This is a genomic window from Kitasatospora sp. NPDC004531 (assembly GCF_053602195.1).
In genome coordinates, this window is record NZ_JBSGDD010000004.1 from 106,264 (window position 1) to 131,052 (window position 24,789).

Here is a 24,789-nt window from a genome sequence, read left to right on the forward strand (position 1 = left end):
GACAGGGCGCCGGAATGTGACACGGCCCCCCGCCTCACATTCCGCGCGGCCGTCCGGTCGTACCGGTACCGGCACCGGCCGGGAGACGAACGGAGACCATGATGACCACCTTCCAGGCGATCGCCGACCGCGTGGAGATCCAGGCACTGCAGACCGAGTTCACCGACGCCGTGATGATGCGCGACCGCGCCCGCCTCGCCGGACTGTTCACCGCCGACGGCGTGCTGCGGATGCCCAACATCCCGATCGAACTGACCGGCCCCGAACAGATCCGCCTCGGCGGCGAGAAGCTCCAGGAACAGTGGGTGTTCTTCGTCCAGAACACCCACCCCGGCGCGATCACCATCGACGGCGACACCGCCACCGGGCGCGCCCACATGCACGAGATCGCCCGCACCCGGGGCGGCCTCGAAGGCCTCAACTACGCCATCTACCACGACACTTACCGGCGCACCCCGGACGGCTGGCGATTCACCGAGCGGGTCTACGAACTCCGCTACCTGGACACCACCCCGCTCCGCGGCGCCGCCCCCGGCGGCCAGGGGGCCGAGACGCCCCGGTACACCGAGCCCGCCACCGCGGACAGCCTGCGGCGCGCCGCCGACGCGCTCACCGCCCGCGGCTTCGCCGTGGAGATCCTGCCGGACGCCGACGCCGCCCGGGCCCGGGTCCGCGAACTCGTCGACGAGAAGGACAGCGTCTACGCCTACTCCAGCGAGACCCTCCGGCTCTCCGGCATCGACGACGACCTGGCCGGCGACCGCTACCCCCGGGCCGTCAAGCCCCGCGTCCTGACCATGGACCGGGAGACCGAGGCCGACGGGATCCGCACCCTGCTCGCCGGCCCCGACGTGGTCGTCGGCAGCGTCGCCGCCGTCACCGAGACCGGCTCCGTGGTGCTCGCCTCCGGCAGCGGCAGCCAGCTCCCCGCCACCACCGGCGGCGCCGCCCGGGTGATCTGGATCGTCGGCGCGCAGAAGGTCGTCCCCGACCTGCCCGCCGCGCTGCGCCGGCTGGAGGAGCACGCGCTCCCGCTGGAGACGGTGCGCACCGAGGCCGCCTACGGGGTGCCCAGCGCCGTCAACCAGCTGGTGGTGTTCAACGCGCCGACGCGGTTCGCGCAGGGCACGGTGCTGCTGCTGCGGGAGGCCATCGGGTACTGAGCGGCCGCCGGCCCGGCGTCAGGGGCGGCGGGTGGCCAGCAGGGTGGCGAGGTCCGGGGCGAGGCGGACCTCGGTGGTGAGCAGCGACGGGTGGTCGTACCAGGCGGTGCGGCCGGTGTCCGGGCGGTCCAGGTGGGTCGGGGGCCAGGCGGTGAGCGGCGTCAGGTCGTCGACCACCAGGGTGCCGCCCGGGGTCAGCAGGGCGTCCGGGTCGGCGGGCGCGGACCGCTTGCCGTTGCCGCCGCCGTCCAGCACCAGCAGGTCGAACGGGCCGTGCGCGGCGAGGGCCGACCAGTCGCCGTGGACGATCTCCAGGTCCGCGACGTCCGCGAACAACTCCCGTACGGCAGCCACCCGTTCGGCGTCCCGCTCGACGCTCACCACCCGCACCCCCGGCCGCCGGCCCGCCAGCAGCCAGCCCAGGCCGACGCCGCAGCCGGTGCCCGTCTCGCCGATCCGGGCGGGCGCGCCGGCGGCCAGGGCCTGGAGCAGGCGGCCCTGTTCCGGGCGGCAGGACGCGGCGAAGCCGAGACGCTCCGCCAACTCGACGGCGCGGCGCACCGGTCGGGGGAGGGCGGAGCGGTCGGTGTAGGCGGCGGTTCCGGAGATCGACACGGCGGCAGCGTAGCCGGTGGGGCCGGCCGCTGACGGGGAGTCGGGGACCTTCGGGGTCAACCCGCGCGACGGAGCAGGACGCCGCGACTGCCCGGGGCCGGGCGGCGGGTGGCCGCGCGCGGGGCCGCGAGATCGATCTCCTCGACCAGCAGCCAGCCCTGCTGGGTGGACAGCCACGGCCGCAGGCGCCCGTCCAGCGCGGGCGGCGCGAGCGCGACGAACAGCAGATCGGTGGGCAGCGCGTGCAGCAACTCCAGGTCCTGGCCCGCCTGGAGGGCCTCGATCAGCAGCACCGCCCCGAAGCGGCGGCGCACCGGCGGCGGCGTCGCGAGGTCCGCGGCGCTCAGCCGCAGGCGGGTGCGGCGGCCGAACGCCGAGAGCAGCCGCTGACGCAGCGCCGGATCGGGCTCGGCGGCGTGCACGGTGTAGCCGGCCCGCAGCAGCCGACCGGTCAACGCGCCGTCCCTGGCCCCGATTTCGGCCAGCGCACCACTGCCGGGCGGCCGGTGGCGGGCCACCCAGGCGGCGGTCGCGTCGAGCCGATCGGCCTCGTAGCGAGAGCCGTCGGCATCGGGTGCCGCCAGAGTGTCGGTCACGGACATGTCCCGTCGCAGGTTCGAGGGTGCGGGCCGAAAACGACCCTAGCCACCGCCTTCGTTCGTGGTCCATACCACCAAGGGGGAAAGTTTACCGTTCACGGTCAATTCAAGGGAAGTGGTCCGGGGAAACAGAAGGGGAGGGAAAGAAGATGCGCAGGGGGCGGGAGGGGTTCGCACGACGAGCGCGGGCGGGCCCGGAGAGGCGCAGGCGGGCGGCTCGCGGCGCGCGTTCGTCCGTGCGGCAATGCCGAAGGCCCCGCCCGGGTGGTGTCCGGGCGGGGCCTTCGGGGTGGTGGTCAGACCGGGTCGGAGAACTCGGTGAAGTCCGGGAGGTCCGAGAGGTCGGCGTCGAAGTCGTCGTCGTAGCGGTCGTCGCGTTCGGCGCGCTCCTCGCCGGGTTCGCGGCGGACCGGGGCGACCCGGCCGAGCTGGAGGGCGGGAGCGCCGGCGGCGATCATGCTCGGGTCGGCGATGACGCCGTCGGCCGGGTTCTCGCCGTTCTCGCCCGAGTTGCCGCCGCCGGTCTGGCCGCCCCGGCGCTGCGCGCCGCGGATGCCGCTGCCGCCCACCGGGCCGTAGCCGCCGGCCATGTGCATTCCGCCCATCATGCCGGCGGGCATCGGGCGGCCGGAGACGCTGTTGGTGCTGGTACCGGTGGAGCCGGAGGACGAGCCGGAGCCGCCGCCGGCCACGCCGTCGTGGCGGTCGCCCTCCAGGCTGGTGCCCAGTCGCAGCGCGCCGTTCTTGCCGCTGCTGCCGCCGGGCGGGGTGAGCCGGGTGGCGAAGCCGCCCGCGCCGCCGACGCCGCCCGAGCCGGAGGAGTCGGCGCCGCCGCCCCCGCCGCCGCCCGCGTGGCCGCCCCCGCCGCCGATGGCGCCCAGGTTCGGCCCCTTGAGGCCCAGCGTGTCGATCCCGCTGCCGCCGCTGCCGCCGCCGCGCGAGCCGCCGCTGCCGACCGGCCCGAGCTTGGGCATCAGCGCGGTGAACGCGGCCAGCCCGGCGTCGGCCGAGCCGCCGCCGCCGACCCGGCCGCCCGTCGAGTTGAGACCGGTGCCGGTGCCGGAGGACATGTTCGGGCTGAGCGGGTTCGACACCAGCGAGGCGATGCCGTTCAGCGCCGTCCCCGTGCTGTCCTCGTTGTCGTTGAGGTTGCCCGCCAGCTTGTCCATCTTCCCGGCGGTGTCCCGGAACGAGGCGAGGATGCGCTTGAGCACGTCCTCGACGATGGTCTGCAGGATCTTCTCGGCGACCTGGATCGCCAGCTTGCCGAACGGGTCGTTGCCCTCGCCCATCTTGAGGCCGGAGGCGATCCGCTTGAAGTCCATGCCGTGCGACTCGATGTCGTCCGCGCCGCGCCGAAGGTCGGCCGCGCACTGCGCGACCTGTGCGACGTCGACGTCGAAGCCCTGGCCGTTGGAGTTGTTGGCCGGGGTCGGCACGATGTGCTGCGCCGCCTTGACGATCATGTCCTCGATCGGGCGCAGCAGCGTCTGGCCGAGCCGGGCGACCGCCTCGGACAGCAGGCGGTTCATCAGCTCGCGGCCGAGCCGCAGCACCGCCGCGGTGCTCCACGGTCCGGTGGAGGAGGCCGCCGCCAGGCTCGCCTGGATGGAGAAGAGTTGGACGATCGACGAGGTCTTGGCCGCCTCGACCACCACGGCCGCGGCGCGCAGCACCTTGGCGATGGTCTGGCAGGCCTCGACGATGACCTTCGAGTACTTGGTGATGGTGCTCCACAGCTCCGAGAGCCGGTCCGCCGAGGCGCCCTTGTACACCTCGTGGAGCATCGTCAGTGCCTTGTCGGCCGCCATCTGGGCGGAGTCCAGAGCACCTGCGAACTTCTCCAACTGGCTTGCCAGCTGGTTCAGTTCGTCTTCATTGGCACCGGGAAATTTGACACCGAGCAGGCCGACCAGCCCGCTGAGCCCCGATGGTAGTTGCACAGCCATTGCCCCGCCCCCAGCTGCTGCCCGCGGTAAGTCCCTGATAGCGCATTGCGACGATACACATACCGCACGCCGCCGACCACCTGCCAAACTCCAGTGTTTCCCGCATTGTCGGTGAACTGATACCTTGCCGCGGCGTGCGGATCTTGGCCGCAGCGCCGGCCGGGGGCCGGGGCGGGCGCCGCCGAGGGCCGCGTCGAACTGCCGTCGTCGCAGGCCGCACGGGGTGTGCGGGTGGACGAACTTTCGGCGGCGGAACGGGACTTGGCGCGGGCCGGACGGGCCGGCGGCGGCGGGGCGGTGGCCCGGCGGCCCGGTCGGGAAAGCCGCACAATACGCATCCGGACCATCCGGGTCCGAACTGTCCGGCGTCAGGGGTTCGCGGGGTAGCGCCAGGTGCCGACCGGAGCGCGGTGCTCCGGGAGCCAGGCGGCCAGCACCTGGGCGGAGGGGTAGAACATCGGCTCCGGCAGGGCGTCCACCGGGAAGCGCTCCCAACCGGCGCACGCGTGCGGCTCGGTGACCAGCGCCTCGGCCAGGCTCGGCGGGGCCAGCACCGCCGCCGTCACCCGGGTGCGGCCCAGCTCGTGGTCGAGCAGCACCGCCAGCACCCGCATCTGCTCGGCGGGCAGCACGATGCCGGTCTCCTCGGCCAACTCCCGGGCCGCGGCCTGCTCGAAGGACTCGCCGGGGTGGTCGACCTTGCCGCCGGGCAGGCTCCAGGTCGGCGGCTCGCCGGCCGTGGTGCGCCGCCCGACCAGCACCCGCCCGTCCCCGGTCGGCACGATCACGCCCGCGCCGACCAGCGGCGGCAACGGGTGCGTGGCACCCGCGCCCGGCAGCTGCGGCAACGGGTGCGGACCGACCGGGAGTTGGGCGTCCGTCACCACTTGCCCTTCTGGTAGTCCTTCAGGAAGCAACCGTACAGGTCCTCGCCCAACTCGCCGCGGACGATCGGGTCGTAGACCCGCGCCGCGCCGTCCACCAGGTCGAGCGGGGCGTGGAAGCCCTCCTCGTGCAGGCGCATCTTGTCCGGGTGCGGGCGCTCGTCGGTGATCCAGCCGGTGTCCACGGCGGTCATCAGGATGCCGTCGGTCTCGAACATCTCCTGCGCGCTGGTGCGGGTCAGCATGTTCAGCGCGGCCTTGGCCATGTTGGTGTGCGGGTGGCCGGCGCCCTTGTAGCCGCGCTCGAACACGCCCTCCATCGCGGACACGTTCACCACGTACTTGCGGCGCGCCGTGGACGCGGCCATCGCCGGACGCAGCTGGCTGATCAGGATGAACGGGGCGGTGGAGTTGCACAGTTGCACCTCCAGCAGCTCGATCGGGCCGACCTCGGAGACGGTCTGCACCCAGCTGTTGGTGTCCGCCAGGTCCGGCACCAGGCCGCCGGCGTCGATCGCGGTGCCCGCCGCGATCCGCTCCGGCGAGGCCCCGCCCGTCACCAGCGCCAGCGAGGTGACCTCCTCGGCGCTCACCGCCGGCTGCTCGGAGCGGCTCTGCCCGGGCAGCGCCGGCACGTCCACCGCGCCCGAGCCGAACCGGCCGATCACCGTGGAGGCCGGCAGCGCCCCGGCGGGCAGCGGCGCCGACTCGGCGGCGATCAGCTCCCGGTACGCGGCGGGGGAGCGGCGCACGGTCTGCGCCGCGTTGTTGATCAGGATGTCCAGCGGGCCGTCCGCGGCGACCTCGTCGGCCAGCGCCATCACCTGCGCCGGGTCGCGCAGGTCGATGCCGACCACCTTCAGGCGGTGGATCCACTCGGCGCTGTCCGGCATCGCCGAGAAGCGGCGGATCGCGTCGTTCGGGAAGCGGGTGGTGATGGTGGTGTGCGCGCCGTCCCGCAGCAGGCACAGCGCGATGTACATGCCGATCTTGGCGCGGCCGCCGGTCAGCAGCGCCCGCTTGCCGGTCAGGTCGGTGCGGGCGTGCCGGCGGGCCCGGCTGAGCGCCGCGCAGTTGCGGCACAGCTGGTGGTAGAACGCGTCCACCTCGGTGTACCGCTGCTTGCACATGTAGCAGGAGCGCGCGCGCTCCAGGACGCCCGCCAGCTCGGTGGTGGTCTCCGTGCTGAGGCCGAACACGCCCGCCGTCTCGTCGTCGATCCGGCCCGGCGCGCCGGTCGCCGTCCGGGCCGTCACCGCACGGTCGTTGGCGGTCTTGCGGGCCCGGGTCTCCTGGCGGCGGCGCTGCTTGAGGGTGCGGAAGATCCCGCCGACGGCCATCCGGACCTTGATCGCGTCCGGGTGGTCGACGTGGATCTCGTCCAGCTCGGCGATCACGCTCAGGCACAGCTCAAGGCGTTCGGGGTCGATGCCCTTGCCGTAGTCGATGTCGTCCTCGACCGGGGTGCTGCCCGGCTCGGTCTGCGCGTTCGTCACTGCGGATGCTTCCTCAATCTCCCCATGGGTACCGGCGAACTCTACGTGAGCGGGCCCGGCCGGGGCCAAGCCTGTGACCTGCCGCACAGGCCGCCGCGGGTCAACGCCCGCCCAGCGCCCAGGCGATGGCCGACAGCGTCAGCATCGACAGCACCGTCGACACCAGCACCGCGGAACGCGCCAGCACCGGCGCCGCCCCGTACAGCCGCGCGTACACGTACACGTTCTGCGCGGTCGGCAGCGCGGACAGCAGCACCACCGCCAGCAGCTGCGGCCGGGGCAGGCCGAGCAGCAGCGCGCCCACCGCGAGCGCCGCCAGCGGCTGCGCGACGGTCTTCACCAGCACCGTGACGGCCAGCTCGGCGCGGTCGGCGCGCTGCGCAGCCGGGCCCGGCGGGGAGTGCAGGGACAGGCCGAGGGTGACCAGCGCCGCCGGGACGGCCGCGCCGCCCAGCAGCTCCACCGAGTGCGCCAGCGGGCCCGGCAGCCGCCAGCCGGCCGCCGAGCAGACCGCGCCCAGGCCCGCGCCCAGGATCACCGGGTTGCGCAGCGGCAGCAGCGCCAGCCGGCGCAGCCGCTCGGCCGGGCGGGCGGCCGAACCGGTGGCCGCGTCCAGCAGGGCCAGCATGACCGGCGTCACCAGCAGCACCTGGAACAGCAGCACCGGCGCGACGAAGGACGCGTCGCCCAGCACCTGCGCGGCCACCGGGATGCCCAGGTTGCCGGAGTTCACGTAGCCCGCCGCCATCACCGCCACCGTCCGCTCGGCGGGCGTGCGGCGCGCGGCCCGGCGGCCCGCCAGCAGGCCCAGCAGCGAGGCGACGGCCGTCCCCGCGACGAAGGCCAGCATCGAGGTGTTGGCGAACCCCGCCAGATCGGTCCGGGCCACCACCGTGAACAGCGCGGCCGGCATCGCCACGTGGAACACGAACCGGCCCAGCACCGCCTCGGCGTCCGCGCCCAGCAGCCCCGTCCGCGCGGCCAGCCAGCCGACCGCCGTCAGCACCCAGATCGGCGCGAACGCCGCGACCAACGCCTCCACCGGACCTCCCGCCGCAGTCAACCAGGCGTGCCCGAACGGTCGTTCGCCGGGGTCGGCGGTGGCCCCGGTCACAGGCGGTTCGCGGGGCGGCGGGTGGCCCCGGTCACAGCGCGGCGGCGGTGGGTGGCGGGGCGGCTGCGACGGGTGGCGGGCGGGAGAGCCGGGTCACAGCGCGGCGGCGGTGGCCGGGGTCACAGGGCCGGCCGGGGCGCGGCGGGCCGACGGCGCCTCCGGGCCGGCCCGGAGGCCTTGGGGCGACTGGGCGAGGGCCCAAGATCCGTGGTGCGGGGCGGGGTTGGCGCTTCCTGGGAGCGGCCTGTGAGGTCCCTCATAGGCGGCTGGGAATGCGGGCCCCGGCGGCGGCCCGATTTCCTTGGCGCGCAAGGGAAGCGAGCCCCTCGGCGGGCGCGATCCGCCCCATTTCGGGGTGTTTGCCGCTCGGTTGGGGCTCCGGCAGTCTCGTGGTTGTGCCCCGAGCCGGTCCGAGTGCTCACGGGGCTTCACGGCGCAGCAGCCCCGCGAGACCAGCGCGGCGCAGCGCCCCCGGTGAGCACGAGCCGCCGGGCCGGCCGTCCCGGGCCGAGGAACCCCGCAGTGCTGCGGAGCTCCCCCTTGTCCAGCCCCGGGTGCGGCGTGACCTGGACACGACTCTCGGAGGTACCCGACATGCGACGCATCAAGCACAACCTGGGCCGACTGCCGCAGATCCGCCAGATCCGGATGGGCCACCACCGGATGCCCGACGCCTTCCTCGGCGTGGGCCTGGCCGGCGCGATCGCCGTCGGCGCCCTGCTGCCCGCCACCCAGGCGATCGGCGAACCGTCGCACGCCCGCGCCGAGAGCGCCGTGGTCGCCGCCGACGGCCAGAACGCCGAGCGCGGCGGCGACGAGGCCGCGTCCCGCAGCGAGGACCGCCAGCCGGTCCAGCAGGAGCAGCCCGCCGAGCAGCCGCAGCCGCAGCCCGAGCAGCAGCCCGCCGAGCAGCCGCAGCCCGAGCCCGCGCCGGCCCCGCAGCCCGAGCCGGCCCCCGCGCCCGCTCCCGCGCCGCAGCCGGAGCCCGCGCCCGCCCCCGCCAAGCCGACCTACGCCAACAACCTGGACGGCTGGATCGCCGAGGCCCGCGACGTGCTGGCCGCCGCCGGCAAGAACGTCCCGTCCGCGAAGGCGATGCGCGCCGCGGCGATCGCCGAGTCCTCCGGCAACCCGAACGCGATCAACAACTGGGACTCCAACGCCAAGAAGGGCACCCCCTCCATCGGCCTGACCCAGATGATCCAGCCGACCTTCCGCGCCTACGCGCTGCCCGGCCACACCGACATCCGCAACCCCGTCGACAACCTGATCGCCAGCTCGCGCTACTGCGACGCCCGCTACGGCTCCATGGACAACATGGCCGCCGCCCGCGGCTACGGCGCCTACTGGCGCGGCTACTGAGTCAGCTGTTCCTCTTCGTGACGGCCCGCCGGTTCATCCGGCGGGCCGTTTCGGCTTTTGCCGGCAGGTGCGGACGTGTCTGCCGGGCCCGACCGAGGGCTGTCCCGCTACGACCGTCGCAGCTCCGGAAACGGCGGGAGGTGGTCCATCAGCCGCAGCAACCTCCTTGCGGCCACTGCCTCCTCCGGCCGTACGGAGGACGCCACGCCTTCGACGACCGACCGGCCCGCGCAGACGGCTGCCCTCGCGGCCGCCTCCCAGCGAGGTTGCCGCCAGCAGCTCCGGTCGCGCTTGCTGCCCCCGGCCGCCGCAGCGGCGGAGTGCCACTGGTCGGTCCGGCAGATGCTTTCCAGCAGGTCCAGCAGCTCGGCCTTGCAGGCCACGTGCGGAGCCCCTGCCAGCTCCACGAGGTACGGAACCACGGGGGCTGTGGCCTCGCCGACGACGAACCCGAGCGCACAGACGGCATCGCCCAGCTCCTCGATCGCGGCGCGGGCCGCGTCCTCGTCCCCGTACGCGATCCGGGACAGCAGCGGGGGAATGCCGCCGGCCGGAGCCCCCGTCGCGTCACGAAGACCCGCCCAGCGGACCCCGGAAACGCCCCGCAACAGACTCCCCACGCCACGCTCCCCACCACATCCGCGCCGCCGACCCCGCCGGCGTCCCGACCCATGCTCCACCGCCCGCAGAATCATCGAGCACACCGGCCCTTCCCGGCGCTTGGAAGCCCGGGGAGGCGGGCCGGTTCGGAGCCTGCCGGGGGGTGCGGAAACCCGTAATCGGGCCGGGTGGGAAACCGCGTACCGCCCGTGAGCTGCGGATTCCAGGATGGGTGACGGCCCCGGGCGAGTGGCTCGGGGAGCACTGAACCGGAGGGGAATTCCGTGATGCAGCTGATCTCTTTGGCGACCGAGCAGGCGCCCACCGAGGGTGTCGCCGGCTGGGCGGCGGGACTCGTCGACACCCTCGGCGGGCCGGGGGCCGGACTGGCCATCGCCCTGGAGAACCTCTTTCCGCCGCTGCCGAGCGAGGTGATCCTGCCGCTCACCGGCTTCGCGGCCGGGCGTGGCACCCTCAGCCTGTTCTCCGCCCTCGGCTGGACGACGGCCGGGTCGGTGGCCGGGGCGCTCGCCCTCTACCTGCTCGGCGCGGTCTTCGGTCGCGACCGGATGCACGCCCTCTGGGCCCGGCTGCCGCTGGTCAAGGCGTCCGACCTCGACCGCACCGAGGCCTGGTTCGTGCGGCACGGCACCAAGGCGGTGCTGTTCGGCCGGATGGTGCCGATCTTCCGCAGCCTGATCTCGGTGCCCGCCGGCGTCGAACGGATGCCGCTGCCCCGCTTCCTCGCCCTCACCGCCGTCGGCAGCCTGGCCTGGAACACCGTGCTGGTGATGGCCGGCTACGTCCTCGGCGACCGCTGGGACGTGGTCGAGGACTACGTCGGCATCTTCTCCAAGGTGGTCCTCGTCCTCGCCCTGATCGCCATCGCCGTCTACCTGGTCCTCCGCCTGCGCGGCCGCGCCGTCGCCGCCCGCCACCGCCGCTGACGGCCGGGCGCCGGGCCGGGGCGGGGCGGGACGCGGCCGCTGGAGCGCCGCCCGGACGATCCGGCCCCGAAGCCCGGCCGTCATGCGTGCGCTGCGCCGCTCGTCCGGTGGCTGACCCGCCCCCGTCGCATGGCCTGCTTCGGGTCGATGGCGGCCAACTGCCCTTCGAGGACGCGCTGTTGGCGGCTGCCCGGCCGGTGGTGGGCGGCGAACTGGGCGGCCCCGGGTGTGGCCGTGTCCGCCAGGGGTCGGGGGCAACGGTCTCCCGGTCGGACGGTCGGCGGCGGGAGCGCGACCGTTGCCCGGCCGGTTCGGGCTGTCGGGTGGTGACGAACAGGCCGTCGAGGCACCGCTGTTGGCGGCCGATCCGCGGGGGAGTGGGGTGATCGTGGTGGACAGTAGGCTTCCGCCCATGGGGGAGGAACTGGGCGTCGCCGAGCGCAGCGCCGTCGCGACCTGGCCGCGGCGGGCGGTCGGCGGGCTGCTGGGGGTGTTGAGCGCGCCGGTGGGGGCGCTGTACCTGGGGCTGGCGGTCGGGTTGTTGGGGCCGCTGCTGCCCTGGCCGGGTGTCGGGCCGCGGGCGCGGGCCGTGCTGTACGGGGGTGCGGCCCGGCTGGCCGCCGTCGAACGGGGCCGTCGTGCCGCGTGGTTCGGCGACCTGTTTCCGGCGCACTACCGGGCCGGCGAGCGGGAGTTGCTGCGCTACCTGGCCCGCCGGACGGGGGCCGGGCTGGTCTCGGGGCTGGTGCTCGGGCTGATCGGGTTCGGCGCGGTGCTGGTGGTGCTGCTCGCGGCGGGCGTGCTGCGCGGCACGCTGAGCGTCGCGGACCTGCTGGGCCAAGTGCTGCTCGGCGGCGTCCTGCTGTTCCTCGCCGTCCAGGGCCTGGCCTCGCTCGCCGAGCTGGACGCGCGGCTGGCCCGCGAGTGCTTCGGACCGTCGGAGGCCGAGCTGCTGCGCCGCCGGATCGCCGAACTCGCCGACAGCCGCGCCGCCGTGCTGTACGCCGTGGACGCCGAGCGCCGCCGGATCGAACGCGACCTGCACGACGGCGTCCAGCAGCGGCTGGTCGCGCTGCGCCTGCTGCTCGGCCGGGCCCGGCGCGGCGGCGATGCGCAGCGCACCGACGAACTGCTGCGCCAGGCGCACCGGGAGGCCGCCGAGGTGCTGACCGAACTGCGCGAGGTCGCCTGGCGGGTCTACCCGTCCGCGCTGGACACCCTCGGGCTGGACGAGGCGCTGGCCGGCCTCGCCGAACGCTGCCCGATCCCGCTGCGGGTGCGGTACGCGGCCGTCGACGCGCTGCCCGGGCCGGTGCTCACCGCCGCGTACTTCGTGGTCAGCGAGTGCGTCACCAACGCCGCCAAGCACTCCGCGGCCGGCTCGATCGAGGTCGCCGTCGAGCGCGACGGCGCGCGGCTGGCCGTCCGGGTCGAGGACGACGGGCGCGGCGGCGCGGATCCGGCGGGCGGCGGCCTGTCCGGGCTGCGCGGCCGGGTCGCCGCCCTCGACGGGACGCTGCGTGTCCACAGCCCCGTCGGGGGCCCCACCGTCGTCACTGCGGAGCTGCCATGCGGGTGATCGTCGCCGAGGATTCGACCCTGCTGCGGGAGGGCCTGGTCAGGCTGCTCGCCGAGGAGGGGCACCGGGTGCTGGCCGCCGTCGGCGACGCGGAGGCGTTGCTCGCGGCGGTCGAGGCCGAGCCGCCGGACGTGGTGGTGGTCGACATCCGGATGCCCCCGACGCACACCGACGAAGGGGTGCGGGCGGCGGTGCGGATCCGCGAGCGCCGGCCCGAGGTGGGGGTGCTGGTGCTCTCGCAGCACATCGAACGCGGTTACGCCGCCCAGCTGTTGGCGTCCGGCGCGGAACGGGTCGGCTACCTGCTCAAGGACCGGGTGGCCGAGGTGGACGAGTTCCTGGACGCGCTCACCCGGGTCGGCTCGGGCGGCGCGGTGATCGACCCGGAGGTGGTGCGCCGGCTGGTGGTGCGCACCGAGCACGCCGACCCGCTGGCCCGGCTCACCCCGCGCGAGCGCACCGTCCTGGAGGCGCTCGCCGAGGGCCACACCAACGTGGCGATCGCCGCGCGGCTGCACCTGTCGCTGAGCGCGGTCGAGAAGCACCTGAACGCCCTGTTCGACAAGCTGGACCTGCCCCGCACGGCCGGGTACAGCCGTCGCGTGCTGGCCGTGCTGCGCTACCTCGGGGCCTGAGCCCCTCCTCGAACCCGGACCCCGGCCCGCGCAGCCTGGACCGGGCCCGGGCCGCGCGCGAGGATGGCGGTATGGATGCTGTGCAGCGGTTCGCCAAGGCCCGCACCGCGCTGCACGCGGTCGCCGAGCACCTGCTGGCCGGCCCGCAGTACCGGGCCGCGGGCACCGTCCGACTGCGCGCCTACCCGGGCGGGTTCGCCACCCGCTTCGAGCCCCGGCTGCGCGTCCGCAGTGCCCAACTGCTCAGCGCGGGAAGGGCGTTGGACCTGCCCGGGGCGAGCTGCGCGGAGCTCGGCGCGGCCGCCGGGATCGTCCCCGGCCGCCCCGAGGGCCTGTACCCGGACGGTTCGGGCGTGCCCCTCGACCAGCCGCTGGAGCTGGACGCTGCGGGCGCGGACGCCGTCGCCGCGTGCTTCGCGCACGGGGACGCGGCGCTGCGGGCGCTGTTCGCGCAGGCCGACCCGGTGCTGTGGCCCGAGCACTTCGACCTGGCGGTCACCGTGAACGGCGTGAACTACGGCCTCTCGCCGGGCGATGCCCACCTTGCCGAGCCGTACGCGTACGTCGGTCTGCCGACGCCCCGCAGCGGGGCGTTCTGGAACGCCCCGTTCGGCGCCGCCCGCACCCTCGCCGAGCTGGGCGACCTGTCCGCGACCACGGCGTTCCTGGCGGAGGGCCGCCGCCTCGCCTCGACGCTCTTGTAGCTTCCTCCAAGCCGGTTCGGCGAGGGTGGCCTTCCGGTTGTGTCGATCTTCAGGATTCCGGCGTGGGCTGGCCCCGGGCCGGGCAATCAGTGAGGATTGAACCCTGGGTGCGGCGCGCCCGGAGTGCGCCGCACGGCATCGCCGTACCGCGCCCCCGGTGAAACGTTCCTCCCGAGCCAGAGAGCCTCTTCATGCGCTTCCTGAACGACCTCAAGCCTGCGTACGACTTGACGTACGACGACGTCTTCATGGTCCCCAGCCGTTCCGCAGTCGGCTCCCGGCAGGGCGTCGACCTCTCCTCCCACGACGGCACCGGCACCACCATTCCGCTGGTGGTCGCCAACATGACCGCGATCGCCGGACGCCGGATGGCCGAGACCGTTGCCCGCCGCGGCGGACTGGTCGCCATCCCGCAGGACATCCCGATCGAGGTCGTCGCTGAGGTGATCGGCTGGGTCAAGCAGCGCCACCTGGTGCACGACACCGCGCTCACCCTCGCCCCCGGCGACACCGTCGCCGACGCCCTGGTGCTGCTGCCCAAGCGGGCGCACGGCGCGCTGGTCGTGGTCGACGGCGGAAAGCCCGTCGGCGTGGTCACCGAGGGCGACTGCCAGAGCGTGGACCGGTTCACCAGCCTCTCCGAGGTGATGTCCCGCGACCTGCTGCTGCTCGACGAGGCCATCGACCCGCGCACCGCGTTCGACCGCCTCAACGAGGCCCACCGCAAGCTCGCCCCCGTGGTCGCCCCGGACGGCACCCTGGTCGGCATCCTCACCCGGAAGAACGCGCTGCGCGCCACCCTCTACACCCCCGCCGTGGACGCCTCCGGGCGGCTGCGGATCGCCGCCACCGTCGGCATCAACGGCGACGTCGCCGGCCGAGCCAAGGCGCTGCTCGAAGCCGGCGCCGACGTCCTCGTGGTGGACACCGCGCACGGCCACCAGGAGTCGATGATCTCCGCGCTGCGCGCCGTCCGCGCCCTCGACCCGCAGGTGCCGATCGTCGCGGGCAACGTGGTCTCCGCCGCCGGCGTCCGCGACCTGGTCGAGGCCGGGGCGGACATCCTCAAGGTCGGCGTCGGCCCCGGCGCGATGTGCACCACCCGGATGATGACCGGCGTCGGCCGGCCGCAGTTCTCCGCCGTCCTCGAGTGCGCGACCGAGGCCCGCCGGCTCGGCAAGCACGTCTGGGCCGACGGCGGTGTCCGGCACCCGCGCGACGTCGCCATGGCGCTGGCCGCCGGCGCGTCCAACGTGATGATCGGCTCCTGGTTCGCCGGCACCCTGGAATCCCCCGGAGACCTCCAGACCACCGCCGACGGGCGCCACTACAAGGAGAGCTTCGGCATGGCCTCGGCCCGCGCCGTCCGCAACCGCACCTCCGAGGAGTCCGCCTACGACCGGGCCCGCAAGGCCCTGTTCGAGGAGGGCATCTCGCACTCCCGGATGTTCGTCGACCCCGCCCGCCCCGGCGTCGAGGACCTCATCGACTCGATCGTGGCCGGCGTCCGCTCCTCCTGCACCTACGCGGGCGCGTCCGACCTGGAGGAGTTCCACCAGAACGCGATCATCGGCCTGCAGAGCGCCGCCGGCTACGCCGAGGGCAAGCCGCTGCACTCCAGCTGGGCCTGACGCCCTGCTCCCGGGCGGGCTCCCCCCACAGGCGGGGGCCCGCCCGTTCCGGGCTCAGTTGGGGGACAGCGGGGTGAGCAGCGCCCGGCTGACCATGCCGACCGAGCCCGACAGTGCCTCGGCGACCAGCCGGAATGCCGGTGGCAGGCGGTGCATCTCCCACAGGGCCAGGACGGACGCCCAGGCGGCGTCGCGGGCCCGGTCGATGCTCCACACCCCGAGGATGTGCAGCAGCGGATCGCCGGCGGCCGGGGTCGGCAGCAGCGTGGTGCGGACCTGGGACTCCACCTGGGCGAGCAGGGTGTTGATCCGCAGGTAGTCGGCGCGCAGCTGCGTCGGCGTGCGGCCGGTCAGCCGGCAGGTCTCCAGGACGGCGAGCGGCAGGTCGTTCTCGATGTGCGCGTTCATCCCCGCCAGCGCGAACTGCAGCGGGTGCACGTTCGGCGCGTCCCGCAGTTCGAACAGCGGCCGCCAGCAGGCCGCCGGCCGCCGCCCCGCGCGGTCGTCGTCGACGGCGCCCAGGTAGCGGGCCGCGAACACGGCGTCCAGCTCCGCCATGGTCGCCGGGTCGTCGAAGTACGCGTCGGCGAGCCGGTCGCGCACCAGCCGCGTCACGGTCAGGTACATCGCGTTGAAGACCGCCACACCATCGGTGAGCGGCAACTCCGTCGCGATCCCCGCCATCCGGTCGACCACCTGGTCCACCGTCAGCACCACCGGCATGGTCATGGACATCCATTCTCCCTCGGTGACGATCCGACAAAGAGACGATGTGCTCACGATGGCAGGCCCCCGAGGCCCTGCCAAGCCACGACGCGCGGGCCCGGGGCGACGGCCCCATCCGCCTGCCGCCGGAGCTGTGCAGGAATCGCGGAGCCCGACAACTCCCGTACTGAACAGGTCAGTTGGATGACTCGGGTGCCATTTCGGCGCCGCTCGGCGCGGGGGCGCGCTCCGTGCGGCTCGGGCGAGTCGATCGGGTGCGAAAAAAGCAGGTGCGGGCGGGGAGAGGGGTGCGGCAGGATGGGGGTGCGGTGGAGCCGAGGGCTCCTGCCGCTTCCTGTTGCCGGAGGTTTCGCGTGGTGAAGCGATATTAGTGGCGGTCCCCACCGCCCTCCGGGCTGCCTGACGTGACGGCGGCCGGGCCTTCGGAATTCTTGGACGACCTGTGGTGATGCCTGCCCGGTGGGTGGGTGCGGTTGTCGTTCGTGGTCAGTGGTGTGCGGGTGGTGGGCGGGTGCGTCCGTTGTCTGTTGTTCCTGTTGCCCCGAGAGGATGGCCGTGGCTGCCACCGCATTCGACCGCAGTGTCGTGCTGATGAGTGAACTGATTGAGAAGGAAGGGGAGTTGAGGGAGGGCCCGGCGCTGGGCCGGTGGCTGGAGGTGCTGGCGGAGCGGCGGCGGGCCGACCTGTCGGAGCTGGCGCCGGCGCGGCAGGCCGCACTGCTGGGGGCGCGAGCGGCGGCGGTGTTGCCGGGGGAGCGCCGGTTGGGCGAACTCCTGGGGCAGGGGCGGCCGTTGACGGTGAAGTACGGCATCGACCCGACGGGTGCGGAGGTGCATCTCGGGCACGCGGTGCCGATGATCCTGGCCAGCAGGTTGCAGCGGATGGGGCACCGGGTGGTGTTCCTGGTGGGGGACGTGACGGCGCGGATCGGCGACCCGTCCGGCCGCAGCGCCGAGCGGCCGCCGCTGACCGCCGAGGACGTCACGCGCAACGTGGCGACCTACCGCGAGCAGGTCGGCCCGTTCTTCGACTTCGAGCAGGACGAATTCCGGTTCAACAGCGAGTGGTTGGGGCAGCTGGCACTGCCGGACTTCCTCGCCGTGCTGTCCCGGCTGCCGGCCTCGGCGGCGCTCCAGCGGGAGGACTTCCGGAGCAGGCTGGCCGAGGGCAGCGGGCTGACGCTGGCGGAGCTGGTGTACTCGGTGGTGATGGCGCTGGACTCGGTGGAGCTGGTCGCGGACATCGAACTCGGCGGCCTGGACCAGCTGTTGAACCTCCAGATGTGCCGCCGGGTGCAGGGCGTGCACGGCCAGGAGCCGGAGGTGGTGCTGGCGACGGGGCTGATCGAGGGCACCGACGGCACCGGCGCGAAGATGAGCAAGTCGAAGAACAACTACGTCGGACTGGCCTTCCCCGCCGAGGAGATGTTCGGCCGCCTGATGGCCTGCGCGGACCGGCTGCTCCCCGACTACCTCCGGCTGCTCACCGAACTCCTCGACGAGGAGGCCGAGTTGCTGATCGCCCAGGCCGCCGACGGCCGACGCCACCCGATGGCGGTGAAGACCCTGCTCGCGGCCGCCGTCACTGCCACCGTGCACGGCGTCCCGGCCGCCCTCGCCGCCCGGGACGCCTTCCGGGCCCGCTTCTCCCGCCGCCGCTTCTCCGAGGCCGGCCCGCTGCCCGCCGTGGACGCGGCCGGGCACGGCGCGGCGACGCTCGGTGAGGTGCTGGTGAGGATCGGCGGCCAGCTGCCGAGCCTCAACCAGGTCCGCCGGGTCGCCGAGGCGGGCGGACTGCGGCTGGTGGTGGAGGGCACGGACGGCGGGCAGCGCACCCTGCCGCTGTCCCGCGGCGACGCCGACGAGCGACTGCTGGTGGTGCTCGGGGCCCACGACCTGGCGCGGGCGAGCGCGCAGCGCCGGGTGTTCCTGCGCTGCGGCCGGAAGGTGCTGGAACTGACGTAGCGTCAATTGGAGGATCGAACAAGGGGCATAGGCGGCCGGCCAAAGAATTGATCAGTGCGAACGGCGGGCCGCCCAGCGGACCTGACGGCGCGTCAGGATGCCTGCAGCACAATCGGGTTGGTGAGCGCCGCCATCGGCCCCCACGGCAGCTCCGGCCCCATCGAGTTGCCCTTGCCGGGGGTGCCGTCCGCCCTGGGGCGGCGGACTTCGGCGCGGACGTAGCCGGCGAGGGAGGCGGTGGTGCGCCAGGTGACGGTGCCCGTGCCGTCGGCGGGCAGGGACTCCTGGTGGAGCTGGCCCTCGTCGGTGATCAGGCGGACGGTGCCGCCGGGGACGCCGGAGACGGTGAGCCGCACGTCGACGGGGGCGTCGGCGGGGACGGTCAGGCGCTCGCCGACGGTGGCCCGGCGGCCGTGGCCGGTGGCGGTGAACTCCAGTTGGACGGCGGAGGATTCGGCGATCCAGCTGTGGCCGGCACGCAGGGCGGTGAGGACGGCGGTGCGGTTGAGGTCGTCGGCGTGGACGACGTTGTGCGGGGTGCCGATGACCTGCGGGGCGCTGTGGGCGTCGCTGTTGCCGAGGGCGGGCAGCCAGCTGCGGCCCTCGCGGAGGGCGGTGGCGAGGTTGGCGTCCCAGGTGTCGACGGCGGATTCGTCGTCGTAGGTCCAGGGGCCGTTCCAGACCTCGACGCCGTCGGCGTCCTGGTAGCCGAACTTCCACTGGCAGGCGACGTAGGGGCAGTACGGGTGGGCGGCGATCACCAGGCCGCCGTGCCGGCGGACCTGGCGGGCGAAGCGCGGGAACTGTTCGTCGCGGGCGCGGTAGCGCCAGTCCACGAACTGGCCGGGGTCGAGGCCGAGGGCCAGCCAGTGGCCGTTGCGGGTGGTGATCTCCTCGCCCGGCACGATCAGCAGGTCGGGGCCCGCGAGCGGTCCCCAACTGCCATGCGAGGACGAGGTGTTGTGGTCGGTGGAGACGATGAAGTCGAGGCCGGCGGCGCGGGCCCCGGCGGCCACCTCGGCGGGGAGGCGGCGGCCGTCGGAGTGGACGGTGTGCAGGTGGCAGTCGCCCCGATACCAGGCGCGGCCCCGGCCGCGGGCGCGCTCGGGCGGGTAGCTGGGCGTGAAGGCGGGGCCGGGCGTGCCGAAGCGGAGGGTGATCTGCACGGTGTAGGCGAGTCCGGCGGGGGCGATCTGGTAGGGGCCGAGCACGACGTGCCAGGTGCCGGGGTTGATCGGTCCGGGCAGGTAGCCGGGCGTGGCGGCCTCGGCGGAGAGGCTGAACTCGGTGCGGAAGCCGCCCGACCAGCCCCGGAAGCCCTCGCCGCCGAGGGCGGTGCCGCGTTCGTCGAAGATGCCGATGTCGCAGGAGTTCCCGGGGGTTCCGGGCGGGACGGTGGGCCGGTCGTAGCTGTAGGAGACCGCGATCTCCCGTACTCCGCGCGGCACTTCGAACGGCAGGTAGACGAAGTCCGGTGCACCGGTGGGGAGTTGGCCGGTGAGTGTGAGTGTGCGGTCGGCGGCGGCCTGCGCCCGGCCGACGCCCGCGCCGAGCGCAGCGGTGGCGGCGGCGGCCACGGCGCCGGTCCGCAGCAGGGTCCGGCGGCCGGGCAACGCACCGTCGGGGGAAGGGAGTTGGTCGGTCACGGCAGTCTCCGGAAAGGTCGTCGGGGCGGGCTCGCCCGGCTGCCTACCCGAGGGGATGAACCGGTGGTGAGGGGGAGTCCACGGGCGGGCGGAGAGTCGGTGAAGGTCGACCGGACATCGGGCGTACGCGGGGCAGGCATCGGGTGAATCCCCGGCATGAATATGACGAACTGATCATCCGTCAGTAATATGCCGCCCAGGGCTCGTTCCTCCGCACCGGAGGTACGAGCCGTGTCGTTGCCGGTCCCGTCGAGGCGGCCCTAGCACCAGCCGGGGGCCCGTGGCGAGGGATCGCCGCGACTGCCGCTCGTCCGGGTGAATCCGGGGCGGGAGGCTGCTGTGGGGTGCGTGGTGCGACAAGCCTAAGAGCCCCGGCGAGGGGCGCACGGCATGTTCCCGAGTGTTCGAAACCTCCTGCCATCAGCCACAACTCCGCTGGTGGAAAAGGATGATGACGAACCGTCGGAGCTGTCGTGCACCGGCTATGCTGCTTCGCGCCCGGGCCCCGCCGCACTGCCCGGACCCGCGTTTCCCATCCCTTTGACGTATGAGGACACCGATGCTTCGACCCGGATCGTCGCCAGGAAACCGACTGCCCGCAGCCGTACTCGTCGTCCTGCTGCCCGCGGTCGTGATCGGCACGACCGCGGCCCTCGCCGCGACCGTCGGGCCCGGGCACGCGGTCTGGGGAATCCTGCTGTGCGGTCTGGTGGGCGCCGCGGCGGCGGTGGCGGCCGGCGCCGAAGCGGCCCGCCGCGGCCGCGCCCTGGACGAGGCCCGCGCGGCCGGCGCCCGGCGCGAGCAGGAGGCGCTCGCCCGCCTCGCCAGGCAGCAGGCCGGCATGCTCGACCTCGCCAAGAACGAACTGCCCGAGGCCGTCGACCGGCTCCAGCGCGGCGAATTCGTCACCGACGTGCTGCGCTCCTACGAACAGCGCCACCTCGCCAACGTCGGCGAGGACTTCCACGAGGCCCGGCAGGCCGTGCTGCGCGCCACCGTCGAAGCGGTCGACAACGAGGAGGCGATGCGCGAGGCCACCCAGCGCGCCTTCGTCAACATCGCCCGCCGCGTCCAGGCGATCGTCCACCGCCAGGCCGTCGACCTGCGGGAGATGGAGGAACGGCACGGCGACCTGCCCGCCGTCTTCGACGACCTGCTGCTGCTCGACCACGGCAACGCGCTGATCGGCCGCCTCGCCGACTCCATCGCCGTCCTCGGCGGCGCCCGCCCCGGCCGCCAGTGGAGCAAGCCCGTCCCGCTGTACAGCGTGCTGCGCGGCGGCATCTCCCGCATCCTCGACTTTCGCCGGGTCGAACTGCACCCGGTCTCCGAGGTCGCCGTCGTCGGCCCCGCCGTCGAACCGCTCATCCACGCCCTCGCCGAACTCCTCGACAACGCCACCCGCTACTCGCCGCCGCAGACCGACGTCCACCTCACCGCCGTCGAAGTGCAGACCGGCATCGCCATCGAGATCGAGGACGGCGGCCTCAGCCTCGGCGAGGAGGGCCGGGCCCGCGCCGAACGGATGCTGGAGGAGGCCCGCTCCGGCATCGACCTCAACGACCTCGGCGAAACCCCGCGACTCGGCCTCGCGGTGGTCGGCCGACTCTCCCGCGCCTACGGCTTCCAGGTCTCGCTACGCCCGTCCGCGTACGGCGGCGTGCGCGCCGTGCTGATCGTCCCGCAGCAGTACATCACCACCGCCCCCGCGCCCAGCCGCGCCCACGGCATCGGCCGGATGGCCACCGCCCACCCGATGGCCGTCAAGACCCACCCCACCGAGCCGCAGCCGCACGTCTGGACCGGAACGGCCGGCCGGCCCGCCGACACCCGGACGCCCCCCGCCCCGTTCACCGCCACCGACAGCCCCACCGGCGGATTCGCCGCGGCCGCCGCCTCCGCGCCCGCCATGGGCCGGCGGCGGGCCCCGGCGCCGGCCCGGACCGAGGACGACTACCCGGTGGTGACCGAACGCACCGCCAACGGCCTGCCGCAGCGCCGCCGCCACGCCGCGATGCTGCGCCCGGGCATGCCGAACCCCCGGCAGCCGCAGGCCCCCCAAGCCCCCCAACCCGCCGCCGAGCCGGTCCAGCCCGGCCTGTGGCTGGCCGCGTTCACGGAAGGGGTCAACGGCACCACGCCCGGCACTCCGCCGAACGGCCGCCACGCCAGTGAAGAGTCAGCAGGGAAAGGCGACAAGTGATTCAGCAACGGACCAACATGGACTGGATGCTCAGGGACCTCGCGGAGAGCGTCCCGCACGCACGGCACGCCATCGTCCTGTCGGCCGACGGCCTGCGGCTGGCCCAGCACGGCACCGACCCGGACACCGCCGACCGGCTGGCCGCCGCCTGCGCCGGACTGCAGAGCCTGGCGCACGCGGTCGGCAACGAGTTCCCGCACGGCGACGGCCGGATGCGGCTGGTGGTGATCGAGGTCGGCGGCGGCTTCTTCTACCTGATGGCGGCCGGCTCCCGGGCGTTCCTCGCGGTGCTCGCCGACGAGGGCGTGGACGCCGGACTGGTCGGCCAGCGGATGCGCGACCTGGTCGCGCGGATCGGCGAGCACCTCACCACACCCGCCCGCACAGGCGACCAGCTCGCGTGAACCGGGGCCACCGATGAGCAACTGGGAACAGGGCGGCCCCGAGCGGTTCTTCGTGATCACCCGGGGCCGCGACCGGGAGCAGGCCGCGACCGGCTTCGACCTGGTCACGCTGATCATCGCCCGCTCCCGGCCCGAACCCACCATGCAGCCCGAGCACGCGGCGATCCTGAGGATCTGCGGCTCACCGCTGTCGGTGGCCGAGATCTCCGCATACCTGCGGCTGCCGAACAGCCTGGTCATCGTCCTGCTCGCCGACCTGATGGCCGCGCACAGGATCGAGGCCCGCGCGCCCATCCCGCCGGCCGCCCTTCCCGACCTTTCCCTGTTGGAGGCAGTGATCCATGGACTTCAGCGGCTCTGAGCCGGTGCGCGGGCCGCGCGAGGCCGAACTCCTCCCGGCCACCGTGGCCGCCGCCGTCAAGGTCGTCATCGTCGGCGGCTTCGGAGTCGGCAAGACCACCCTGGTCGGCTCGGTCAGCGAGATCCGCCCGCTGACCACCGAGGAGACCATGACCGAGGCCGGCATCGGCATCGACGACCTGGCCGGGGTGGAACGCAAGAGCTCCACCACCGTCGCGATGGACTTCGGCCGCATCAGCCTCAGCGAGCAGCTCGTGCTGTACGTCTTCGGCACCCCCGGCCAGGAACGCTTCTGGTTCCTGTGGAACGGGCTGTTCGAAGGCGCGCTCGGCGCGGTCGTGCTGGTCGACACCCGACGCCTGGAAGTCAGCTTCGACGTCCTGGGCCGACTGGAGGACCGCGGTGTGCCGTTCGTCGTCGCCGTCAACTCCTTCCCCGAGTCCCCGGCGTACCCGCTCGACGAACTCCGCGGCGCGCTCGACCTGCCGCCGCACGTGCCGATCGTCGAATGCGACGCCCGCTCCCGGGAGTCCAGCCGCGACGTGCTGATGGCACTGATGCGCTACCTGTACGAACTCGCCGCCCAGCCCGTCGGCTGACGCCCCCCTCGCGTCCCGACCCTCTCCCCCGGAGACCTCCGTGATCCCCGAAGAGCGCACGTACCACGGCGCCGTCCCCCCGCCCGGCTGCCCGGCCCACGGCGCCACCCCCCTCCAACAGGACGACCTGCGGCGGCTGTTCGGGCCCGAGGCCGAGGCCGACCCGGCGGGCCTGTACGAGAAGCTGCGCGCCGAGCACGGCGACGTCGCGCCCGTGCTGCTGCACGGCGACCTGCCGGCCTGGCTGGTGCTCGGCTACTCCGCCAACCTCACCGCGATGCGCACCCCGTCCCGGTTCTCCCGGGACTCCCGCCGCTGGACCGAGTTCCAGCAGGGCCGGGTCGCCCCCGACTCCCCGGTGCTGCCCGTCATCGCCTGGCAGCCCACCTGCTCGTTCGTCGACGGCGAGGAGCACCGCCGGCTGCGCACCGCCGTCACCGACGGCCTCAACAGCTTCGACCGGCGCGGCATGCGACGCTACGTCACCCGCTTCGCCGACCAGCTGATCGCCGGGTTCGGCACCACCGGCCGGGCCGAACTGGTCTCCCAGTTCGCCGAACACCTGCCGATGCTGGTGATGACCCAGGTCGTCGGCATGCCCGAGGAGTACGGCCCCCGGCTGGTCGAGGCCGCCCGCGACCTGGTCCGCGGCACCGCGACCGCCGTCGCCTCCAACGAGTACGTCGTCCAGTGCCTGCAGCGCACCATCGACCGCAAGCGCACCGACCCCGGCCCCGACCTGGTCACCCGGCTGATGCAGCACGAGTCCGGGCTGAGCGAGGACGAGGTGCTCCAGCACCTGCGCTCGGTGCTGCTGGCCGCCAACGAGACCACCATCAACCTGATCTCCGAGACGCTGAAGATGGTCCTCACCGACGGCCGCTTCCGCGCCCACCTGTCCGGCGGCCAGATGACGCTGCCCGACGCGCTCGACCAAGTCCTGTGGGACTCCCCGCCGTTCATGCTGGTCCCCGGCCGCTGGGCGACCGGCGACACCGAACTCGGCGGCCGCCGCATCAAGGCCGGCGACATGCTGCTGATCGGCCTCGCCGCCGGCAACACCGACCCCGCGGTGCGGCCCGACCTCAACAAGCCGCTGTTCGGCAACCGTTCGCACCTGGCGTTCGGCAGCGGCCCGCACGAGTGCCCCGGCCAGGAGATCGGCCGGGCCATCGCCGAGACCGGCATCGACATCCTGCTCACCCGCCTGCCCGACCTCCAACTCGACGTCACCGAGGACGAGTTGGTCTGGCGCGGCAACTGGATGTCGCGGCACCTCACCGAGCTGCCGGCCAGCTTCACCCCCCGCACCGTGCTCCAGCCGCAGGACCCGACCACCACCGCCAGCGCCCCGGTGATCTCCACCCCCGCGCCGGCACCGGCCGCGCCGCCGGCCGCCGCGACCCCGGACCCCGTGCCCGCCGTGCCGGAGCAGCGCCCCCGCGGCCGCTGGGCGGCGCTGCTGGCGAAGCTGCGCGGCTGACCGGCCGACGCGCGCAGTGACGCCCCCGGTACCGGTTCTCCGGCGCCGGGGGCGGTGCCGTGTGCAGCGCGGGGCGTGGTCGCGCATCGGTCGGATGACCAGTCGTGGAGCGTGCGGCGGTCGTT

The 24,789-nt window shown here is 74.0% G+C and carries 22 protein-coding genes; 13 read left to right on the forward strand and 9 right to left on the reverse strand.

What is annotated here, in order from left to right; all coding sequences use genetic code 11:
- Window positions 1–101: 101 nt before the first annotated feature.
- A complete protein-coding gene (locus ACWEMJ_RS03515; RefSeq protein ID WP_452135263.1) occupies window positions 102–1,163 on the forward strand; it encodes an LUD domain-containing protein in 1,062 nt (353 codons plus the stop codon).
- Window positions 1,164–1,181: 18 nt separating this feature from the next.
- Here ACWEMJ_RS03515 and ACWEMJ_RS03520 read toward each other — a convergent pair whose 3' ends face one another.
- The 6 genes from ACWEMJ_RS03520 to ACWEMJ_RS03545 all read right to left on the reverse strand — a co-directional run bounded on the left by ACWEMJ_RS03520 (window position 1,182) and on the right by ACWEMJ_RS03545 (window position 7,748).
- Entirely contained in the window at window positions 1,182–1,778 is a 597-nt protein-coding gene (locus ACWEMJ_RS03520; protein ID WP_452135264.1) for an O-methyltransferase, read from the reverse strand.
- A 56-nt stretch (window positions 1,779–1,834) separates the two neighbouring features.
- On the reverse strand, window positions 1,835–2,374 hold the full coding sequence (locus ACWEMJ_RS03525; RefSeq protein ID WP_452135265.1) for a hypothetical protein: 540 nt from the start codon (window positions 2,372–2,374) through the stop codon (window positions 1,835–1,837).
- Between the two features lie 299 nt (window positions 2,375–2,673).
- Window positions 2,674–4,326 carry a WXG100-like domain-containing protein gene (locus tag ACWEMJ_RS03530; protein ID WP_452135266.1) on the reverse strand — a complete coding sequence of 551 codons (1,653 nt, stop codon included), beginning with the start codon at window positions 4,324–4,326 and terminating at the stop codon, window positions 2,674–2,676.
- A gap of 368 nt (window positions 4,327–4,694) precedes the next feature.
- Window positions 4,695–5,213, reverse strand: coding sequence for a nucleotide triphosphate diphosphatase NUDT15 (locus ACWEMJ_RS03535; RefSeq protein WP_452135267.1), 519 nt, complete (start codon window positions 5,211–5,213; stop codon window positions 4,695–4,697).
- Window positions 5,207–6,706 carry an SDR family NAD(P)-dependent oxidoreductase gene (locus tag ACWEMJ_RS03540; RefSeq protein WP_452135268.1) on the reverse strand — a complete coding sequence of 500 codons (1,500 nt, stop codon included), beginning with the start codon at window positions 6,704–6,706 and terminating at the stop codon, window positions 5,207–5,209. The genes ACWEMJ_RS03535 and ACWEMJ_RS03540 overlap by 7 nt, the downstream gene beginning before the upstream one ends.
- 100 nt (window positions 6,707–6,806) lie before the next feature.
- Entirely contained in the window at window positions 6,807–7,748 is a 942-nt protein-coding gene (locus tag ACWEMJ_RS03545; RefSeq protein WP_452135269.1) for an AEC family transporter, read from the reverse strand.
- Window positions 7,749–8,414: 666 nt separating this feature from the next.
- Here ACWEMJ_RS03545 and ACWEMJ_RS03550 point away from each other — a divergent pair.
- Window positions 8,415–9,182, forward strand: coding sequence for a lytic transglycosylase domain-containing protein (locus tag ACWEMJ_RS03550; protein WP_452135270.1), 768 nt, complete (start codon window positions 8,415–8,417; stop codon window positions 9,180–9,182).
- Between the two features lie 107 nt (window positions 9,183–9,289).
- Here ACWEMJ_RS03550 and ACWEMJ_RS03555 read toward each other — a convergent pair whose 3' ends face one another.
- Window positions 9,290–9,802, reverse strand: coding sequence for a hypothetical protein (locus tag ACWEMJ_RS03555; protein WP_452135271.1), 513 nt, complete (start codon window positions 9,800–9,802; stop codon window positions 9,290–9,292).
- 267 nt (window positions 9,803–10,069) lie between these two features.
- On the opposite strand from ACWEMJ_RS03555, the gene ACWEMJ_RS03560 reads away from it, so the two are divergent.
- The 5 genes from ACWEMJ_RS03560 (at window position 10,070) to ACWEMJ_RS03580 (ending at window position 15,278) form a co-directional block, all read left to right on the forward strand.
- Window positions 10,070–10,729 (forward strand): DedA family protein, encoded by a 660-nt coding sequence (locus ACWEMJ_RS03560; protein ID WP_452135272.1) that lies wholly within the window; start codon window positions 10,070–10,072, stop codon window positions 10,727–10,729.
- Between the two features lie 412 nt (window positions 10,730–11,141).
- Window positions 11,142–12,308, forward strand: a complete 1,167-nt coding sequence (locus ACWEMJ_RS03565; RefSeq protein WP_452135273.1) for a histidine kinase — start codon at window positions 11,142–11,144, stop codon at window positions 12,306–12,308.
- Window positions 12,299–12,943 carry a response regulator transcription factor gene (locus ACWEMJ_RS03570; protein ID WP_452135274.1) on the forward strand — a complete coding sequence of 215 codons (645 nt, stop codon included), beginning with the start codon at window positions 12,299–12,301 and terminating at the stop codon, window positions 12,941–12,943. Before ACWEMJ_RS03565 ends, ACWEMJ_RS03570 begins: the two co-directional genes overlap by 10 nt.
- Window positions 12,944–13,014: 71 nt before the next feature.
- Complete coding sequence (locus ACWEMJ_RS03575) at window positions 13,015–13,647, forward strand: hypothetical protein (RefSeq protein ID WP_452135275.1); 633 nt, start codon at window positions 13,015–13,017, stop codon at window positions 13,645–13,647.
- Window positions 13,648–13,838: 191 nt separating this feature from the next.
- Window positions 13,839–15,278 (forward strand): GuaB1 family IMP dehydrogenase-related protein, encoded by a 1,440-nt coding sequence (locus ACWEMJ_RS03580; RefSeq protein WP_452135276.1) that lies wholly within the window; start codon window positions 13,839–13,841, stop codon window positions 15,276–15,278.
- A 54-nt stretch (window positions 15,279–15,332) separates the two neighbouring features.
- On the opposite strand, the gene ACWEMJ_RS03585 is transcribed toward ACWEMJ_RS03580, so the two are convergent.
- Window positions 15,333–16,013, reverse strand: a complete 681-nt coding sequence (locus ACWEMJ_RS03585; RefSeq protein WP_452135277.1) for a DUF5995 family protein — start codon at window positions 16,011–16,013, stop codon at window positions 15,333–15,335.
- A 582-nt stretch (window positions 16,014–16,595) separates the two neighbouring features.
- Here ACWEMJ_RS03585 and tyrS point away from each other — a divergent pair.
- On the forward strand, window positions 16,596–17,969 hold the full coding sequence (tyrS, locus tag ACWEMJ_RS03590) for a tyrosine--tRNA ligase (protein WP_452135278.1): 1,374 nt from the start codon (window positions 16,596–16,598) through the stop codon (window positions 17,967–17,969).
- 92 nt (window positions 17,970–18,061) lie between these two features.
- Here the strand turns inward: tyrS and ACWEMJ_RS03595 are convergent, their stop codons facing one another.
- Window positions 18,062–19,615 (reverse strand): CehA/McbA family metallohydrolase, encoded by a 1,554-nt coding sequence (locus ACWEMJ_RS03595; protein ID WP_452135279.1) that lies wholly within the window; start codon window positions 19,613–19,615, stop codon window positions 18,062–18,064.
- Window positions 19,616–20,174: 559 nt separating this feature from the next.
- Between ACWEMJ_RS03595 and ACWEMJ_RS03600 the strand changes: the two genes are divergently transcribed.
- From ACWEMJ_RS03600 to ACWEMJ_RS03620, 5 genes are read left to right on the forward strand one after another with little or no spacing between them, the layout of a single operon-like run.
- Entirely contained in the window at window positions 20,175–21,818 is a 1,644-nt protein-coding gene (locus ACWEMJ_RS03600) for an ATP-binding protein (protein ID WP_452135280.1), read from the forward strand.
- Window positions 21,815–22,222 carry a roadblock/LC7 domain-containing protein gene (locus tag ACWEMJ_RS03605; protein WP_452135281.1) on the forward strand — a complete coding sequence of 136 codons (408 nt, stop codon included), beginning with the start codon at window positions 21,815–21,817 and terminating at the stop codon, window positions 22,220–22,222. Before ACWEMJ_RS03600 ends, ACWEMJ_RS03605 begins: the two co-directional genes overlap by 4 nt.
- 13 nt (window positions 22,223–22,235) lie before the next feature.
- The gene (locus tag ACWEMJ_RS03610; RefSeq protein ID WP_452135282.1) at window positions 22,236–22,583 is read left to right on the forward strand and encodes a DUF742 domain-containing protein; all 348 of its coding nucleotides are present in this window, start codon (window positions 22,236–22,238) and stop codon (window positions 22,581–22,583) included.
- Window positions 22,564–23,181, forward strand: a complete 618-nt coding sequence (locus ACWEMJ_RS03615; protein ID WP_452135283.1) for a GTP-binding protein — start codon at window positions 22,564–22,566, stop codon at window positions 23,179–23,181. The genes ACWEMJ_RS03610 and ACWEMJ_RS03615 overlap by 20 nt, the downstream gene beginning before the upstream one ends.
- 40 nt (window positions 23,182–23,221) lie before the next feature.
- On the forward strand, window positions 23,222–24,664 hold the full coding sequence (locus tag ACWEMJ_RS03620) for a cytochrome P450 (RefSeq protein WP_452135284.1): 1,443 nt from the start codon (window positions 23,222–23,224) through the stop codon (window positions 24,662–24,664).
- Window positions 24,665–24,789: the final 125 nt, after the last annotated feature.